This is a genomic window from Agrobacterium sp. MS2, from assembly GCF_003261015.1.
Taxonomy (GTDB): Bacteria; Pseudomonadota; Alphaproteobacteria; order Rhizobiales; family Rhizobiaceae; genus Agrobacterium; species Agrobacterium pusense.
Genome location: NZ_QLNF01000084.1, coordinates 440,251 through 455,043 on the forward strand (window position 1 = coordinate 440,251; position 14,793 = coordinate 455,043).

The window sequence follows — 14,793 nt, forward strand, 5'->3', positions numbered from 1 at the left end:
ATCTCCATGAGCTTGTACTCCTTTTTTCACAAGGCTAACGCGCAATGCTTGAAGAAGTTTCATTTGACGACGGACTGGCTGCCTACAACTTCGCCTATCTGGACGAACAGACCAAGCGGATGATCCGCCGGGCAATCCTGAAAGCCATCGCGATTCCGGGTTATCAGGTTCCCTTCGCTTCCCGTGAAATGCCCATGCCCTATGGCTGGGGCACGGGCGGTGTGCAATTGACAGCCTCCATTCTTGGCCCCGACGACGTGCTGAAGGTAATTGACCAGGGCGCCGATGACACGACCAATGCGGTTTCCATCCGCGCCTTCTTCCAGAAGGTGTCGAACGTTGCCGTTACGACCCGAACGAAGGATGCCACCATCATCCAGACGCGGCACCGCATTCCGGAAGAGGAACTGCATTCGGGCCAGGTGCTTGTCTATCAGGTACCCATTCCCGAGCCGTTGCGTTTCCTCGAGCCGCGCGAGACCGAAACGCGCGTCATGCACGCGCTGGAGGAATATGGCCTGATGCACGTCAAGCTCTATGAGGACATTGCCCGCAACGGCCGCATCTCCACCACATACGCCTATCCGGTGAAGGTGGCCGGGCGTTATGTGATGGATCCATCGCCAACCCCGAAATTCGACAACCCGAAAATGCACATGTCGGACGCGTTGCAGCTGTTCGGCGCCGGGCGCGAGAAGCGCATCTATGCCGTACCGCCCTACACCGACGTCGTCAGCCTCGATTTCGAGGATCATCCTTTTGAAATCCAGCGCTTCGACAAGCCCTGCGCGCTGTGCGGCGCAGAAAATGTCTATCTCGACGAGGTGGTGCTTGATGACAGAGGCGGACGGATGTTCGTCTGCTCCGATACCGATCATTGCGAGGACCGCCGCGCCCATGGCCACAAGGGCCATATGCTGGCGGATGTGAAGGAGGCCGCAGAATGAGCGACGCACCGCTTCTCAAAGTCCGTGACGTTTCAAAATATTACGGTGACCGAGCCGGTTGCCGCAATGTCTCTTTCGAACTTTATCCAGGTGAAGTTCTCGCCATAGTCGGCGAATCCGGTTCCGGCAAAACCACGCTCCTCAACTGCATTTCCACCCGGCTGATGCCAACGGCAGGCAGCGTGGAATATCGCATGCGCGACGGCTCTATGCGCGATCTCTACCATATGGGTGAGGCCGAACGGCGTTTCCTGATGCGCACCGACTGGGGCTTCGTGCATCAGAACCCGGCAGACGGGTTGCGAATGGCGGTTTCGGCCGGTGCAAACGTCGGCGAGCGGCTGATGGCAGTTGGCAACCGGCATTACGGGAATATAAGGCAATCTGCCAGCGAATGGCTGGAGAGGGTGGAAATCGGCACCGACCGTATCGATGATCAGCCGCGCGCCTTCTCAGGCGGCATGCGCCAGCGTTTGCAGATCGCCCGCAATCTCGTCACCTCGCCGCGCCTGGTTTTCATGGATGAGCCAACGGGTGGTCTCGATGTGTCCGTGCAGGCGCGTCTGCTTGATCTTGTGCGAGGCCTTGTCAACGATCTCGGCCTCGCCGTCGTCGTCGTCACCCACGACCTCGCGGTAGCCCGGCTGCTGTCTCACCGCATGATGGTGATGAAGGGCGGCGACGTCATCGAGCACGGCCTGACCGACCGGGTGCTGGACGATCCGCGCGAGCCCTATACGCAATTGCTTGTTTCCTCCATCTTGCAGGTTTGACGCCATGCCGACGCCTCTCATCGTTTCGGAAGTCTTCAAAAGCTTCACCATGCATCTTCGCGACGGCATCGAACTGCCTGTCGTCCGCGATGTCAATTTCTCTGTCTGCAGCGGCGAATGCGTCGTGCTCGGCGGGCCCTCCGGCATCGGCAAGAGCTCGATCCTGAAGATGCTCTATGGCAACTATGCCATAGACAGCGGACAGATTCTGATCCGCCATGAGGGTGAAGTTGTCGACATCGGCAGCGCCTCCCCTCGCACGATCCTCGACATTCGCCATCGCACCATCGGTTATGTCAGCCAATTCCTCCGCACGGTACCCCGAGTCGCCGCCATAGACGTTGTTGCCGAACCGCTTCTGGCGCGCAGGATTGCCACTGAAGAGGCACGTGAGCAGGCGGCCGCTCTGCTTTCGAAACTTAACCTGCCGCGCGAATTGTGGTCGTTGCCGCCCGCCACTTTCTCAGGTGGTGAACAACAGCGCGTCAACATCGCCCGCGGCTTCATCACCGATCATGCGATCCTGCTGCTCGACGAGCCAACTGCTTCCCTTGATGCCACCAACCGGCGTGTCGTCGTTGAGATGATCAGGGAGAAAAAGGAAAAGGGCACGGCACTGCTCGGCATCTTTCATGATGAAGAAGTGCGGGAAGCCGTGGCCGACCGCATTCTCGACGTTTCGCAGTTTTCTCCGCGGAAGGCTGCAGCATGAGTGTGAAGGTCGGCCTTGAGCCCGTCATCCACGAAACCGCCCGCGTCACCAACAGCGCGATCGGCCGCTACACCGAAATTTCGGAGCGTTGCCGCATCGAGGAGGTCGAGATGGGCGACTATTCCTATGTCATGCAGGACGGCGCCATCTGGTGCGCGACCATAGGCAAATTCGTCAACATCGCTGCCTCCGTCCGCATCAATGCCACCAATCACCCCATGCAGCGGGCGACCTTGCATCATTTCACCTATCGCGCGCGCAATTACTGGGACGATGCGGAAGACGAGACCGATTTTTTTGCCGCTCGCCGCGCCAGACGCGTTGTGATCGGTCACGATGTTTGGATCGGCCACGGCGCCACCATCCTGCCTGGTGTCGCCGTTGGAAACGGCGCGGTGATCGGAGCAGGTGCTGTCGTCTCGAGGGACGTAGCGCCCTACACCATCGTGGGAGGTGTACCCGCAAGACTGATCCGGGAGCGTTTCCCCGCAGAACTGGGCCGGCAGATGGATGACCTCGGCTGGTGGGATTGGGATCACAGAAGACTGCGCGACGCGCTCGATGATTTTCGCAGCATGTCGGCCGAGGATTTCATCAGAAAATATCGCGGCTGAAACATTACAGACCTGACCGACCCCGGGAAGTTCCCGGGGTTTGCTTTTTCAGTTTGGTGTCCTGAAGACGCGGCGGGCTGGTTCCCAGACATTCGCCGGCAAACATGCGGCCGCAACACTTGAGCTCTTTGTAATATTTTCTTCATCAAACTGACATTCGCACTTCACGCACCGCTGTTACGCCGAACCCCGTCAAAAGAAGATTGGACGGGGAAATGAGCTTTCACCTGAAGCAAGTCACGCGCCGTTTCGGCAATCACACTGCGGTCGATTCCGTGAATGTCGAAATTCCGCAGGGCCAGATGGTCGGCGTGATTGGACGTTCGGGCGCCGGCAAGTCGACGCTGCTGCGCATGATCAACCGCCTCGTCGATCCGTCCTCGGGTTCCATTTATTTCAATGACACGGAAGTCTCGTCGCTGAAGGGGGCTGCATTGCGCAACTGGCAGCGCGACTGCGCCATGATCTTCCAGCAATTCAATCTTGTTCCGCGCCTCGACGTGCTCACCAATGTCATGCTTGGACGCCTCAACCACCGTTCCACGGCATTGAGCCTTTTTAACATCTTCACACATGAAGAGCGCCTGATGGCCATCGCCGCGCTGGAGCGACTTGGTATCGAACATGTGGCCATGCAGGCGGCCGGTACGCTTTCCGGCGGTCAGCAGCAGCGCGTCGCCATAGCCCGCGCCCTGATGCAGTCTCCGAAGATGGTCCTTGCCGACGAGCCGATCGCCTCGCTCGACCCGCTGAACGCCAAGATCGTGATGGACGCGCTGCGCGACATCAATGAGCGTGAAGGTATCACCGTCATTACCAACCTGCACACGCTGGATACCGCGCGCAACTACTGCGAACGCATCATCGGCATGTCTCAGGGCCGCGTCGTGTTCGACGGAACGCCCGCCGAACTGACGGCCGCAGCCGTTACCGAGATTTACGGAACCGATTCTCAGGGATCCGGCATCGACGAGACCATGACCTCGACCAGCATCAATATTCCCGGCGCGCAGCTTGCCGCGCGTCCGGTGCAGCAATCTGCCGGTCCCGAACCGCTCGCTCTCGCCGGGCTCTGAGGGAACCGCCCAGCATCGTTTGCGCCCGCGTCAAGGGCCGATGGTTCACAACAAACTCCGGCTTGCCGGGAAACAGGAGAAAGTCCATGTTGAAGAAAATCCTTCTTTCGGCAGTCGCCCTTGGCGTTCTGGCCGGTTCCGCCATGGCCCAGGACGTCAAGGTCCTGCGCATCGGTCTCGACGGTTCCGAAAACGAAGCGGACCAGATCCGCAACACGAAGTGCGTAGCCGATGGCCTGAAGGCCGCGACCGGCGTTTCCGAAGTTCAAATCTTCCCATCGCCGGACTATAACGGCGTCATCCAGGGTCTGCTCGGCGGCACCATCGACATCGCCTCCATGGGCGCTTCTTCCTACGCCAAGATCGCCCTGGCCGATCCGAAGGCCGTTGATCCGATTCTGACCACCGCCGGCGCTGACGGCTCGACCGGTTATTACACGATCATGGTTGCCCGCAAGGACAGCGGCATCAAGACGCTGGCTGATGCCAAGGGCAAGAAGATCGGCTTCGCGGACCCCGATTCCACCTCCGGCTTCCTCGTTCCGAACGTCGCTATTCCGAAGGAAACCGGCGTTCCGGTCAAGGAATACTTCTCCGAAACCGGCTTTGGCGGCGGCCATGAGAACCTCGTTCTCGCCGTTCTCGACAAGAAGTTCGATGTCGGCACCACCTTTGGTTCGGGCGTGGGCAAGTGGGAAGAAGGCTACACGGCCGGCAACCTCTACCAGATGGTCAAGAAGGGCAACCTTGACATGGACGATATCGTCGAAGTCTGGAAGTCGCCACTGATCCCGAACGGCCCGCTGATGGTCACCAACAAGCTCGGCGACGCGATGAAGCAGAAGGTCGAAAACTTCTTCATGGAACTGCCGAAGAAGGACCTCGCCTGCTTCCAGGGCTTCACCCAGGGCAAGAACACCGCCTACATCAAGGTCGATCCGTCTTTCTACCAGACGATCATCGACGCCCGTAAGTCGGTTATCGGCGGCTGATCCTCAGATCATATCCGGAAGCGGCGGTGCCTTGCGGCGCCGCCGCTTTTGCAAATAAAGGAAAAGCGGCATGGCGACCACACTGCACCATGGTACCTTCTCGCCAGAAGGATTGAGCGCATCGTCCCAGACGGTCATGCGTCATTATCAACAGCAGCTTGCGACTCGGCGAATCTATACCGTCATTTCGCTCGTGATCTTTCTCGTCATCCTTGCCGCCTCCCTGAATTTCGCCAATGCGGCCAATTCAGGCAAATTTTTCGAGCGCCTGCCCTATTTCTTCGATTTCATGAAGACCTTCGTACCCGATAGTCCGCTGGAAATCTTCCGGGCCATGTTCGACCTGCCGTCGCCCTATGCGGACGGTTCGCTGAAATACAACTATGTCGCGGATCGCGTTTACATCACCAGCGGTTTCTATATCCCGCACTTCATCTACCAGCTGATCATCACGCTCAATATTGCGCTGGTCTCGACAATCATCGGCACGGGCTTCGCCTTCGTGCTCTGCTTCTTCGCCTCCACCAATCTGGTTGGCGCCGGCCTTGTGCGCTGGTTGGTGCGCCGGGTGATGGAAGTGCTGCGCGCCTTTCCTGAAATCGTCGTCGCCGGGCTTTTGACAGCCATTCTGTCGATCGGTCCGATCGCTGCGATCATCGCAATCTCGGTCCATACCATCGGCGCTCTCGGCAAGCTCTTCTTCGAAGTGGTGGAAAATGCCGACATGAAGCCGGATGAAGGCCTGCGCGCCGCCGGTGCCAACTGGCTGGAGCGGGTGCGTTTCGCCATCGTGCCGCAGGTGCTGCCAAATTTCGTTTCTTATGCGCTGTTGCGCGCCGAAATCAACGTGCGCGCCTCCACCATCATCGGCGCCGTGGGCGGCGGCGGCATCGGCGAAGTGTTCCGGCTGTCCATCGGCAATGATCATGCGTCGAAGACCTATGCCATCATCATTCTGCTGCTGATCACCATCATCGCCGTCGATCAGTTTTCCGGCTGGCTGCGCCGCAGGCTGATCGGCCATCAATCCTTCGAATTCGGACGGGGAGCGGCCTGATGTCTTCCAGCTTCATTCTCAACACTGCCGAGCGCGAGAGGCTGACGGCTGCGCATCCTGAGGTATTCAACCGCAGTTTCATGCAGCGATATGGTCTGCTTGTCGGACTTCTTGCCGTCACCGCCTACCTCGTCGGCTGCTTTTTCCTCTTCAATGTTGGTCCGGCTTTCATGCAGGGTCGATGGGATCGCGCCTCCAGCTACATCCAGGACTGGTATTCCTGGCGCGCCCAACCGCGCCTCCGTTTCGAAGCCGGCAAGGTTGAACCGCAATGGTCGAGCCGCGGTCAATATCCGGTCGATGCGAAGATCGACTGGCTGCAACCCCTGCCCGATGGCGGTTATAGCGTTGTTTATGTGGGTTCGGACAACCGCCTCGATGTGACGCCAACCCGCGTGGATGTCTATGTCGACGGCAAGAACTATCCCGTCATGATCAACGACGACGGCGTTGTTGCACCACAGGGGCTGCCTGCCGAAATCCAGCAGGACGGCAAGAAGGTGCTGGTGCATTACGGCTTCGCCGGTCAGGCGGAAATCCGCACCAGTCAGGTTTATGTGCAGCGCCGTTTTCTTGGATGGGCGAACTTCCTGTTCGATACGAAATCGGAATTCTGGGGCAAGGGTTATGGCGAGCTTGCCGCTCTCGCTCTCTGGGGAGAGAGGCTCGATCCCGCGCGCTCCAATCTCAGCCATATGGTCGATGATTTTCTCGACAACAGTGTCTGGCAACACGCCGACATCCTGTCCAAGCTGATGCAAACGCTGGTCATGGCTTTCGTGGGTACGCTTTTCGGCACCGTCATTGCCCTGCCGCTCGCCTTTATCGCCGCACGCAACATCACCGCGAACAGGGCGGCGAACTGGGGCATGAAGCGCCTTTTCGATTTTCTGCGCTCGATCGACATGCTCATCTGGGCACTGTTCTTTACCCGCAGCTTCGGCCCGGGACCGATCCCCGGCATTGCCGCGATCTTCTTCACCGATACCGGCGCGCTCGGAAAGGTCTATGCCGAGGCGTTGGAGAATGTCGACGACAAGCAGCGCGAGGGTGTCAAATCGGTCGGCGCCTCCCCGATTGCAGTCAATCGCTTCGGCGTGCTGCCGCAGGTTCTGCCGGTGTTCATTTCACAGTCACTCTATTTCTGGGAGAGCAACACCCGGTCCGCCACCATCATCGGTGCGGTGGGAGCCGGGGGTATCGGCCTGAAACTGCTGGAAGCGATGGGCACCAATGCCGACTGGGACAAGGTGGCCTATATGGTCCTGCTGATCCTCTTCGTCGTTTTCCTGTTCGACCACATTTCTAACTCGCTGCGTTCGCGTCTCATCGGAAAAACGCAGCATTAAACCCGGTAAGGCGGGACTTCACGTGACGCCGCAAGCGTTCGTCATCCCGCCCCGCACATCAGGAGAAGCGACTGATCCTTTCTCCGTCCCGCGTCCGTAGGGCTAAGTTATCCTCAAGCGCACCCGTAACCTCTATGAGGTTCCAGACGCGCTTTTTTCCATCCGCATCATCATTCTGTCACGGAAAGAGATTACTTCGCACTCCTGACCTTGCGGGAGGCGGGCGAGTCACGCCAAATAGCTTCTCATCCCTGGTTTTCCATGACACCGAAGAGTGCTTGCCGTGCGCTATGCCATCTATTTTTCTCCGGCTAAAGATCATCCTCTGACCGAAACGGCATCCCGCTGGCTTGGACGAAACGCGTTTTCCGGCAGACTGCATGATGACCATGCCGACTATGCGGAGATGACGGAAGAGCCCCGCCGTTATGGCTTCCACGCAACCCTGAAAGCGCCTTTCGAGCTGTCCGAGAAATACAGCGAAGCAGAGCTGCTGGCGGCCGTCGCGGACTTTGCTGCAAGCCAGCCGGCCTTTGACATTCCGCGTATCGTGGTTGGTGCACTTGGGCCATTCTTCGCCTTGGTGCCGGATCGCATTTACCAGCCGCTGCAAGACTTTGGAGCGGCGATAGTGGATCATTTCGACCGGTTCCGCGCCCCCCTGTCCGAAACAGATATTGCCCGCCGCCGGCCGCAGATGCTGACCGAAAGCCAGCGGGAAAATCTTTCGCTCTGGGGCTATCCGCATGTCATGGATGATTTCCGTTTTCACATGACGCTGACCGGTCGGATCGACGAAAGCGAACAGCCCGCCGTGCATGAGCTTCTCACCGCACGATTTGCCGAATTCACCGACAAACCCCTCACCGTTTCCGGCCTCGCCCTGTTCATTGAAGAAACGCGCGGCGCCCCCTTCACCGTTCACAGCTGGCACCCGCTTGGCCAGCAGCCAAAGGAAGATGCGACACCATGACTGAGCACGCCCTTTCCAACGCCCGTATCGTTCTGGAAGACGATATTATTCTGGGCTCCGTTCTGATCCGCGACGGCAAGATCGCCGATATCAGCGAAGGCGCCTCCAAGACCGGAGAAGATCTTGAAGGCGATTTCCTGATTCCCGGCCTGGTGGAACTGCATACCGACCATCTCGAGCAGCATTATTCGCCGCGCCCCGGTGTCATCTGGGACAAGATTGCCGCCATTCAAGCCCATGACGCACAGGTGGCGGCCTCCGGCATCACCACCGTATTCGATTGCCTGCGACTTGGCTCGGATGAAGACGGTGGTTTCAAAAAAGGTGAAATGCGGGAAATGGCTGACGCCATCGAGGCGGCGGCGGATCAGAACCGCCTGCGCTCGGACCACCTGCTGCATCTGCGTTGTGAGGTCGCTTCCGCCGATGTGCTGGAGCATTTTGAAGATTTCGAAACCGATCCGCGCGTGCGGCTGATTTCGCTGATGGATCATTCCCCGGGCCAGCGCCAGTTCCAGTCGATGGACCAGTATATTTTCTATTATCAGAAGAAGCGCGGTCTGAGCGACGAGGCGTTCGCCGAATTCGTGCGGCGCAGGCAGGCGGCATCGGCGGAATATTCCGCCAAACATCGTGATTATCTGGCTGCCCGCTGCGCCGAGCGTGGAATCACCGTTGCGAGCCACGACGATGCAACAGAAGCGCATGTCGGCGAAGCAATTGGTCACGGCGTGAAGCTGGCGGAATTTCCCACCAGCGTCGAGGCGGCAAAAGCTTCGCACAGCGCCGGCATGAGCGTCTTGATGGGTGCCCCTAACATCGTTCGCGGAAAATCCCATTCCGGCAACATCGCCGCCCGCGATCTGGCCGAAATTGGTGTTCTGGATGTTCTCTCTTCCGACTACGTGCCCTTCAGCCTGCTCTTCGCGCCGTTCCTGCTTGCCGATCAGGTGGAAGCCATCACGCTGCCGGAAGCTCTGCGTATGGTCACCGCCACACCGGCGCGGACCGTTGGTCTTCACGACCGCGGCCGCATAGCCGGCGGTCTGCGGGCCGATCTGGTCCGGGTTCACCGCGAAGATGGCGTTCCCGTGGCACGTTCCGTCTGGCGTCTGGGTAAGCGCGTGGCATGACCGGCGACGGACAAGACAGCCGGCGCGAGGGATCGCCCGGAACCATGATCGTCATTGTCGGCCCCAGCGGGGCCGGCAAGGATACGCTGATGGATTATGCGGCAATGCAGCTGTCCGGCCGGCCGGGCTTTCACTTCACCCGCCGCGTCATTACCCGCAGTGGCGACGCGGGCGGTGAAAACCACGACGCAGTTTCCATGCAGGAATTCAACCGGCTTGAGAGTGAAGGCGCTTTCGCAGTCTCCTGGCAGGCGCATGGGCTGAAATATGGCATTCCGGCCGCTGTCTATCGTCAGCTGGACGCCGGGGACGTGGTTATCGCCAACGGTTCCCGGTCGGCCCTGCCTCAGTTCGGTATTGCTTTTTCCCGCCTGAAGGTCGTGAATATCGTGGCGCGACCGGAGGTTCTGGCACGAAGGCTGGAACAGCGAGGACGGGAGAGCCGCGACGATATCCTGCGACGGCTGGAACGGAGTTCTCTCTGTGTCGACGGCGGTTTTGACGTGATTACTGTGGACAACAGCGGCGCGATCGAAGATGCGGGAAGAACAGTGATGGAGCTTCTGGAGCAAAGCGTCCGCAACCGTACATAAAATCCCCGGCCGCGCTGCTCGACAAACGGGTGCGCGAGGCTTACCATCAGGCGACAATTTCCAAACATGGTACGCCAAGGCTAGGGATGCCCGAAAAGAGGCTCAGCGACGAAATAACTGTGGTGGCCGGTCTGGCCGCCGGCGTCAGCAATTATGCGCGGGGGCGTGGCATCGATATCGCACCCATCTGCAAGGCTCTTGAGATCGATCCCGGCAATTTCGGAAGTCTCACAGAGCGCATCAGCCTCGATAGATTATGCCGTCTGCTGGAAACCTGCGCCCTGATATCCGGCGACGACGCTTTCGGATTGCAGTGCGCCTCCACTTTTCCCGCGGGCGCGTCCGGTGCTTTCGGATATGGCCTGATCAGCGCCCCGACCGTGCGGGCGTTTCTGCGCTTTCTTCAGGATCACGTCTATTATGCGACCAATAACAGCAATTTCACCATGGTTGCAGATGCGACCGGGGTGACGCTGTCATGGTCTTTTGCACCGGTGATTGTCAAGCGTGATCAATATGTCGATCTGTCCCTGGCAATCCTGATACAGCGACTCCGCGATATTCTGGGAGAGCGCATCCATCAGATCGAGATTGGGATGGAGCGGCCGAAACCCGATGATATTCAATTATTTAAAGAAAGAATGACGAAGCGGATCAGCTTTTCCCAACCGATCCATACCATGCGCCTTCCCCTATCTCTCCTTGAGGTGGCCAATCCCAACGCCGATGAACGCCTGTTCGAATTGATGAATTTGCAATGCCGGATGCTTCGACCGGAGACATCGGCGGACGCGACGCATTTCATTGATCAGGTGAAGCGGTATATGCAGATGAGGCTTTCCGATGCGGAGCTTTCGCTCAGCGAGATTGCCCCTTATTTCAACCTTTCGGAACGCAGTTTTCAGCGTCGCCTTGCCGAACTCGGGACCAATCTCAACGAGATAAAGGATGCCATTCGCAAGAATGCCGGATTCAAGCTTCTGGTGGAAAGTGATCTTCCGGTCTCTGACATCAGTTACCGGCTTGGATATTCGACCCCAGGTGCATTTTCCCGCTCCGTTTCCCGCTGGTTCGGGGCAACACCTACGGATATTCGCCGGAAACACGCGCATCATTCCGCCGGATAATACATGGCTACAGCATCAATATTTCGGAACGAGGCATTAAAGTTGATGAATATATCAACAGTTGTCGCGATGTGTGCCGAAACATAACAATAAAATGAAAAACTTGGCGCGTCATGTTATTTTATCGGTGGAACACATCGATTATTAGAGCGCCGATCTCCTTCGGGTGTGACGAAAACATTCCAAAGCTTTGAAACTGCATTTTACGCCAGACAGATTGTCGTCGCTGGGCGTCGTTGTCGCAGGCCCTCAATGGCTGGAATAGAACTTCCGCATCGGATTTACAGGCTGCGAAAGCGGCCCCTTACCGCAAAACTCCTGAGGCCAGATGAAACCTATTGGCGAAATTGGCGTTTCTGTTCGCGTGTGGACGGATCGGCCAACGAGCTGGTGTCGGAGAATGAACACTGCCTGCTCCTGCCCGGGAAGGCCAATCTTTTTTGAGGCTGAAAGAAATGTCTTCAAATTCGCCGCATGAATATCGCCAGACGCATGAAGTCGTCCTCTCGGAGCGTGAGCGGCAATATCTGGGGTTGGTCGCGCGGGGTAAACATCCCTCGCACGTCGCCGTGATAGTCGGCGCCGACGAAGCGGACGTCAAGGATACTCTGGAAAAGGTGCGCCACAGGCTGGGTGCGACCAATCTGCTGAATACCGTCAGTATTGCCCTGCTGCGCGGCCTGATCGAACAGGAGGCATAATCGCCACCTGCTCAACTCAAGCTTCCGCGGCAAAGTCCTTTCCGGAAGCTGAAAACCGAATGAGCGGCTTTCTGCGTCAAAATCCTTCCATATCAATGGCTGGATCGGCGGACCAAATGGCGGCTGGACATGATGTCCGGTCCCATCGACGCAGATAAACGCAGCCATTTACGATTTACCCGGCGGGTCACGGTCGACCCGCCGGGTTTTTAATGTCCGGTCAAAGCGATTGAATTTCGCCAAGAATATCGCTTTCGATCACGATACCGCTTTCCAACGCCTGTTTGCGGATACCTTGGCTGCGGCGACCGGGCAGGCGGACATTTTCCTGTTTTTCTATCTCCTGGGCGATGAGAGCCAGCCTTTCGGTAAAGGCAGAGCCGCCTGATGATACAGGGTCTATTGCGATAATGGTGTGTCCGAGCGAGGGGGGCGCACCCTTGTCGTCCAGAAGGGAGGAGGCCTCGAAGGCGAAGTTTCCGCCGGTAATTGCAGCGGCCATGATTTCCACCATCAGCGCCAGCGCTGCGCCCTTGGCTTCGCCCGCAGGAACCATGGTTCCTTCTATGGCCTCCTCCGGATCGGTGGTCGGTCGGCCATTTCTGTCAAGCGCCCAGTCGCCCGGGATCGTCTCCCCCTTCTGGCGCGCCGCCATGATTTTTCCGCGTGCGACCTTAGAGAGAGCCAGATCGATGACGAGTGGATCAGCGCCGCCAACGGGCGTGGCAAAGGCAATCGGGTTCGTACCATAAAGCGGCTTGCTGCCGCCCCAGGGTGCCATGGACGCAGGCGCATTGGCGAACATCAGCGCCACGAGACCCGTTTCGGCAATACGTTCGACAGTCAGCGCCATGACGCCGGCGTGATGGGAACGGTGGATGGCGGCGAGCGCGATCCCCTGCTGGCGCGCCATTTCAGGCAATTCCTCAAGCGCGAGATCGATCGCCGGATAGGCATAACCATGATTGGCGTCGACCGAGAGGACGCCGGGCTTCACCCGTGTGGCCACCGGACGCGCCTTGCCATCGACCTTGCCTACACGGGCCTGACGCACGTAAACGGGTATACGGCGAAAACCATGACCACCCTGCCCGGCGGCCTCGGAGGCGACGAGCGCCTTTGCCACCGAGCGGGCGTTTTGCGGTAGAACGCCGTTGCGCTCAAAGATAGAGGATACGAGATCCTCCGCCTCTGCGATTGAGAATTTCATTCCGGAATGCCTCTGCTTGTGATGTCGTCAAGACCTACACCATCGAAAACATTCGCGAAATATCATTGAGGCCACACCACGGGACAGGTCGGAAAAAATCGGTCCCGCCAGGGGAGCTGCTAGCGGATGCTGATCGGCAGCGTGATCGTCCTGTTTGCTTCCGGCGGCGGGGCGGGCACGGGCGACGCGCTCTGAATCCAGGCGGCGATCTGCTGATCCACGGACGAATCGCCGGTGGACTGAACAACGCTGACACCGCTGATGGCACCGGCATCATTGACGCGGAACCGCACCGTCGCAGTCATTGCATCGCTGCGGAGTGAACGTGGTTTGCGGCGCTGAATATGCGAGCGGACTTTCGATCCCCATTTTGCCGGGGAGGCGGATGACGAAGAAAAGAAGCCGGCATTGCTGCGCGATGCGGCCGTGCGGTCGGATTGCTGGGCTTCCGCCTTCGCAGTTTCACGCAGTTCCGAGGCCTGCTGCGGTTTGGGGCGCTGGCGCTCGACCTTCTTTTTCTCTTCAGGCTCTTTCTTTTCCACCTTCTTTTCGACGGGCGGAGGCGGAGGCCGCATGACGGGCAAGGGGACCTCGACATTTTCAAGTTCCGCCATCATCTGCTCCTGAACGGGATCGACAGGCTCAACCGGCTCGGGAATTTCCTGCGGTTCGACGATCTCCTCGACCGGTGGCTCAGGCGGCTGCACCGGCTCAGGCGGCGGCGTTTCGGCAACCGGTTCAGGTGGTGGCGGGGTCTCTTCAGGAGCAGCTTCCTCAACCGGTTCGCTGCTGTCGCTCTTCACTTCTTCGGCGTCCTCGACATCCTGTGCCTGCGTCGTTTCTTCAGTTTGGACGGCTTCCGGTATCGCCGCCATTTCGATCATGATGGCGGCGGGGGGCGGCCCGCCGGCCTCAAGCTCATCCGGCTCCTGCATCAGATAATAAGCGAACCCGGCATGGACGCTGAGCATCAGCAACGCCGCGGCGGACCACAGCGTCACCTCCCAAAGGCGGGAATGTCGGGCCTGTGGATAGCCGTTTTCACTCATGGCGTCGCTTCCTGCACCGCCGACGGGGCGGGCTGGCCAGCAGCCGGAGGCTGCGACACGGCAGCGGCATTTTCCAGCCCCACAAGGGCGATCTTCAGATAACCGGCATCTCTCAGCAGGTTCATGATTTCCATGAAGTGGCCGTAATCAACCGCCTTGTCTGCACGCAGGAAGATGCGGGTATCCTTCTTGCCACCCGTCTGGCGGTCGATGGCGGCCGCCAAGGCTTCACGGGCGACCGCATCATTGCCCAGATTAAGCGAGAGATCGTCCTTGACCGTGAGATACAGCGGCTCCTCCGGTCGTTCCGCGGGTTTTGCGGTGGATGCGGGAAGATCGACATTCACATCGACGGTGGCGAGCGGCGCGGCCACCATGAAGATGATGAGCAGAACCAGCATCACATCGATGAAGGGCGTGACATTGATCTCATGGTTTTCGGAGAGATCGTCACCGCTGTTTTCGCGAATTCCTCCAGCCATGTCCG

The 14,793-nt window shown here is 58.8% G+C and carries 16 protein-coding genes; 13 read left to right on the forward strand and 3 right to left on the reverse strand.

The window, feature by feature from the left end; genetic code table 11:
* The first annotated feature begins 44 nt into the window (after window positions 1–44).
* The 13 genes from DOU54_RS22320 (at window position 45) to DOU54_RS22380 (ending at window position 12,047) form a co-directional block, all read left to right on the forward strand.
* Window positions 45–947, forward strand: coding sequence for an alpha-D-ribose 1-methylphosphonate 5-phosphate C-P-lyase PhnJ (locus tag DOU54_RS22320; protein ID WP_004439252.1), 903 nt, complete (start codon window positions 45–47; stop codon window positions 945–947).
* Complete coding sequence (gene phnK / locus DOU54_RS22325; RefSeq protein ID WP_004439249.1) at window positions 944–1,720, forward strand: phosphonate C-P lyase system protein PhnK; 777 nt, start codon at window positions 944–946, stop codon at window positions 1,718–1,720. The genes DOU54_RS22320 and phnK overlap by 4 nt, the downstream gene beginning before the upstream one ends.
* Window positions 1,721–1,724: 4 nt before the next feature.
* Complete coding sequence (gene phnL / locus DOU54_RS22330) at window positions 1,725–2,432, forward strand: phosphonate C-P lyase system protein PhnL (protein ID WP_004439247.1); 708 nt, start codon at window positions 1,725–1,727, stop codon at window positions 2,430–2,432.
* On the forward strand, window positions 2,429–3,046 hold the full coding sequence (locus tag DOU54_RS22335) for a transferase hexapeptide repeat family protein (protein ID WP_113380842.1): 618 nt from the start codon (window positions 2,429–2,431) through the stop codon (window positions 3,044–3,046). Before phnL ends, DOU54_RS22335 begins: the two co-directional genes overlap by 4 nt.
* Window positions 3,047–3,261: 215 nt before the next feature.
* The gene (phnC, locus tag DOU54_RS22340; protein WP_006699785.1) at window positions 3,262–4,122 is read left to right on the forward strand and encodes a phosphonate ABC transporter ATP-binding protein; all 861 of its coding nucleotides are present in this window, start codon (window positions 3,262–3,264) and stop codon (window positions 4,120–4,122) included.
* Between the two features lie 86 nt (window positions 4,123–4,208).
* Window positions 4,209–5,114 carry a phosphonate ABC transporter substrate-binding protein gene (phnD, locus tag DOU54_RS22345; RefSeq protein ID WP_004439243.1) on the forward strand — a complete coding sequence of 302 codons (906 nt, stop codon included), beginning with the start codon at window positions 4,209–4,211 and terminating at the stop codon, window positions 5,112–5,114.
* 70 nt (window positions 5,115–5,184) lie between these two features.
* The gene (phnE, locus tag DOU54_RS22350) at window positions 5,185–6,171 is read left to right on the forward strand and encodes a phosphonate ABC transporter, permease protein PhnE (RefSeq protein WP_004439242.1); all 987 of its coding nucleotides are present in this window, start codon (window positions 5,185–5,187) and stop codon (window positions 6,169–6,171) included.
* A complete protein-coding gene (phnE, locus tag DOU54_RS22355; protein WP_113380841.1) occupies window positions 6,171–7,520 on the forward strand; it encodes a phosphonate ABC transporter, permease protein PhnE in 1,350 nt (449 codons plus the stop codon). Before phnE (DOU54_RS22350) ends, phnE (DOU54_RS22355) begins: the two co-directional genes overlap by 1 nt.
* Before the next feature lie 274 nt (window positions 7,521–7,794).
* Entirely contained in the window at window positions 7,795–8,493 is a 699-nt protein-coding gene (locus tag DOU54_RS22360) for a DUF1045 domain-containing protein (protein WP_162749543.1), read from the forward strand.
* Complete coding sequence (locus DOU54_RS22365; protein WP_004439239.1) at window positions 8,490–9,626, forward strand: alpha-D-ribose 1-methylphosphonate 5-triphosphate diphosphatase; 1,137 nt, start codon at window positions 8,490–8,492, stop codon at window positions 9,624–9,626. The genes DOU54_RS22360 and DOU54_RS22365 overlap by 4 nt, the downstream gene beginning before the upstream one ends.
* Complete coding sequence (gene phnN / locus DOU54_RS22370) at window positions 9,623–10,219, forward strand: phosphonate metabolism protein/1,5-bisphosphokinase (PRPP-forming) PhnN (RefSeq protein WP_162749542.1); 597 nt, start codon at window positions 9,623–9,625, stop codon at window positions 10,217–10,219. Before DOU54_RS22365 ends, phnN begins: the two co-directional genes overlap by 4 nt.
* 86 nt (window positions 10,220–10,305) lie before the next feature.
* Window positions 10,306–11,346 (forward strand): AraC family transcriptional regulator, encoded by a 1,041-nt coding sequence (locus DOU54_RS22375; protein ID WP_113380840.1) that lies wholly within the window; start codon window positions 10,306–10,308, stop codon window positions 11,344–11,346.
* Window positions 11,347–11,801: 455 nt separating this feature from the next.
* Window positions 11,802–12,047: a response regulator transcription factor gene (locus DOU54_RS22380; protein WP_022555391.1), complete on the forward strand. Its 246-nt coding sequence runs from the start codon at window positions 11,802–11,804 to the stop codon at window positions 12,045–12,047.
* A 220-nt stretch (window positions 12,048–12,267) separates the two neighbouring features.
* Here the strand turns inward: DOU54_RS22380 and DOU54_RS22385 are convergent, their stop codons facing one another.
* The 3 genes from DOU54_RS22385 to exbD form a co-directional block, all read right to left on the reverse strand.
* Window positions 12,268–13,257, reverse strand: a complete 990-nt coding sequence (locus DOU54_RS22385; protein ID WP_022555390.1) for an Ldh family oxidoreductase — start codon at window positions 13,255–13,257, stop codon at window positions 12,268–12,270.
* A 119-nt stretch (window positions 13,258–13,376) separates the two neighbouring features.
* Complete coding sequence (locus DOU54_RS22390) at window positions 13,377–14,306, reverse strand: TonB family protein (protein ID WP_006699792.1); 930 nt, start codon at window positions 14,304–14,306, stop codon at window positions 13,377–13,379.
* Complete coding sequence (gene exbD / locus DOU54_RS22395; protein WP_006699793.1) at window positions 14,303–14,788, reverse strand: TonB system transport protein ExbD; 486 nt, start codon at window positions 14,786–14,788, stop codon at window positions 14,303–14,305. The genes DOU54_RS22390 and exbD overlap by 4 nt, the downstream gene beginning before the upstream one ends.
* Window positions 14,789–14,793: the final 5 nt, after the last annotated feature.

Excerpts from the sequence above, each read along its gene's own strand:
- DOU54_RS22320 (WP_004439252.1), top strand. The coding sequence starts at position 45 with ATGCTTGAAGAAGTTTCATTTGACGACGGACTGGCTGCCTACAACTTC.
- phnK (WP_004439249.1), top strand. The coding sequence starts at position 944 with ATGAGCGACGCACCGCTTCTCAAAGTCCGTGACGTTTCAAAATATTAC.
- phnL (WP_004439247.1), top strand. The coding sequence starts at position 1,725 with ATGCCGACGCCTCTCATCGTTTCGGAAGTCTTCAAAAGCTTCACCATG.
- DOU54_RS22335 (WP_113380842.1), top strand. The coding sequence starts at position 2,429 with ATGAGTGTGAAGGTCGGCCTTGAGCCCGTCATCCACGAAACCGCCCGC.
- phnC (WP_006699785.1), top strand. The coding sequence starts at position 3,262 with ATGAGCTTTCACCTGAAGCAAGTCACGCGCCGTTTCGGCAATCACACT.
- phnD (WP_004439243.1), top strand. The coding sequence starts at position 4,209 with ATGTTGAAGAAAATCCTTCTTTCGGCAGTCGCCCTTGGCGTTCTGGCC.
- phnE (WP_004439242.1), top strand. The coding sequence starts at position 5,185 with ATGGCGACCACACTGCACCATGGTACCTTCTCGCCAGAAGGATTGAGC.
- phnE (WP_113380841.1), top strand. The coding sequence starts at position 6,171 with ATGTCTTCCAGCTTCATTCTCAACACTGCCGAGCGCGAGAGGCTGACG.
- DOU54_RS22365 (WP_004439239.1), top strand. The coding sequence starts at position 8,490 with ATGACTGAGCACGCCCTTTCCAACGCCCGTATCGTTCTGGAAGACGAT.
- phnN (WP_162749542.1), top strand. The coding sequence starts at position 9,623 with ATGACCGGCGACGGACAAGACAGCCGGCGCGAGGGATCGCCCGGAACC.
- DOU54_RS22375 (WP_113380840.1), top strand. The coding sequence starts at position 10,306 with ATGCCCGAAAAGAGGCTCAGCGACGAAATAACTGTGGTGGCCGGTCTG.
- DOU54_RS22380 (WP_022555391.1), top strand. The coding sequence starts at position 11,802 with ATGTCTTCAAATTCGCCGCATGAATATCGCCAGACGCATGAAGTCGTC.
- DOU54_RS22385 (WP_022555390.1), bottom strand. The coding sequence starts at position 13,257 with ATGAAATTCTCAATCGCAGAGGCGGAGGATCTCGTATCCTCTATCTTT.
- DOU54_RS22390 (WP_006699792.1), bottom strand. The coding sequence starts at position 14,306 with ATGAGTGAAAACGGCTATCCACAGGCCCGACATTCCCGCCTTTGGGAG.
- exbD (WP_006699793.1), bottom strand. The coding sequence starts at position 14,788 with ATGGCTGGAGGAATTCGCGAAAACAGCGGTGACGATCTCTCCGAAAAC.